We start from the raw sequence: 1,554 nt of genomic DNA, 5'->3' as shown, positions 1-1,554 counted from the left end.
AGCGGCCACGATGAGGCGCGGGCATCGCGATAGAGCCACGCCAGCACCCGCGCCGTGAGCCACGCCCCCGAACCCAGCAGCACTGCCTCTTTGCTGATGCCCGTAGCCCAGAACCAAACCGAGGGCCAAAGCAGCAGCGCCACTGCGCCCGCGCCCGCCGGGGTGCCCGGAAATAACCGGGCCATTGTTCGCACCAAGGCCCAGCAGCCCGCAAACGCGAAAACGCTCAGGTAGCCGGCATTCAGCCAGCCGGTGTTTAGCGAAGCAAGGTTGAGAAGCGCCAGTAGTTTGATAAACGTCCAGGTATTCGATGAATTCTGGTACACTATCGGGCCGGCATTGTGCGTGGGAAAAGTGGTGATGGCCTGCGTCAGCAGCTGCCATGCTGTGCCCGGGCTGGCCCATAGCCGGGCAGTCACCATGTCGCTTATACCACTCATGAAGGCCGCATCCAGCTTGAGCGGAATGCTCCGCCCTACCCCCACCGCCACGCGCAGGAGGGCACTCAGGGCCAAAATGGCTGTCCAGTTGTTTGCCCGCGCCCATTGCCATTGCCGCCGGAGCCACGGCAGCAGCAGGGCCAGCAGCAGTCCGTTCAGCAGAAGCGCAACTACCAGCTTCATTGCACTGCACGAGGTTGTTGCACCAGCCGGCTGCCGATGGCGCAGTGCAGGCAGCGGCGCGGGGCGCAGTACGATTTGTGCAGGGCCAGCAAGCCCTGCGAGTCGGCCGCCGAGCGGTGCACGAAGCCCAGCGCCGCGTACACATCGGTGAATTGGTTGTGCTCGGCGGGCAGCCCGGCCAGCAGCGCTACACTGCTTTCAACTATTTCGGGCTGGCCCACGTGCCGGGCGTAGGCCACGCGCAGCGGCACCACGACGTTGGTAATCAGCAGGGCGATACTGCTTTTGCCCAGGCTAGGCACCTTGCCCGCGCGCCCGGGCCGGAAGTGCGTGCGCCAATACTCGGGGGCCGTCGCCTGGAAGAATTCGGTAAGCGCCGCCACACTTTGGGCCGTGAGCAAGGCGTCGAACAACGTTGGCCGGGCGTGCAGCAGCCCCACCAGCTGCCCCAGCCGCACCGGGGGGAAGTTGGCCGGGCGCAGACGCAGGTAATTCCACTCGTGCACGGCCAGCGCGGCCGCGCCCAGCTGGTACTTATGGCGCAGAAACTCATGTTCCTGCCGCAGGTCGCGGATGTACTCGTCGGCGGCCGTTTCGTCGTTCTCCGCCAAAAACCCGGCCTGCCCAAACAGTAACGCTTCGAGCTGGCGTTGGTCGTGGCGATGGCGGCGCAGTACACTCAGCGGCAGGGCTTTAGCCAGGCGCGCCAGCGGTTCGCTGTTTTTCTGGAAGCCGAAAGCGGCCATCAGGGCATGGTAGGCGGTGGCCTCCCAGTCCTGGCCCAGATGCTGATGCAGGGCCAGCACGTCGTCAGCCTTACGCTCGACGCGCTCCAGCAGCGCCCGCTCCACCATCATCGTGCGCGTGATTTCGGGCACCAGCGGCAGCAGCGGGGCGCAGGGCAACGGCGCGGTGGTGGGCGCATCCAGCA

The 1,554-nt window shown here is 65.8% G+C and carries 1 protein-coding gene and 1 pseudogene; both read right to left on the bottom strand.

The genetic code is table 11. The features are described 5' to 3' along the window. Positions 1-623, bottom strand: a pseudogene (locus tag ACYVDE_RS22345) (hypothetical protein); the annotation flags it as partial. After that, positions 620-1,554, bottom strand: a 935-nt coding sequence (locus ACYVDE_RS22340) for a DUF2851 family protein (RefSeq protein WP_460503740.1), incomplete at its 5' end; no start/stop codon positions are given. The gene ACYVDE_RS22340 and the pseudogene ACYVDE_RS22345, both read right to left, overlap by 4 nt.

It is taken from the genome of Hymenobacter agri (assembly GCF_054778495.1).
Note: the sequence above shows the minus strand (reverse complement) of the source record. Positions and strands in the feature narration are given on the sequence as shown.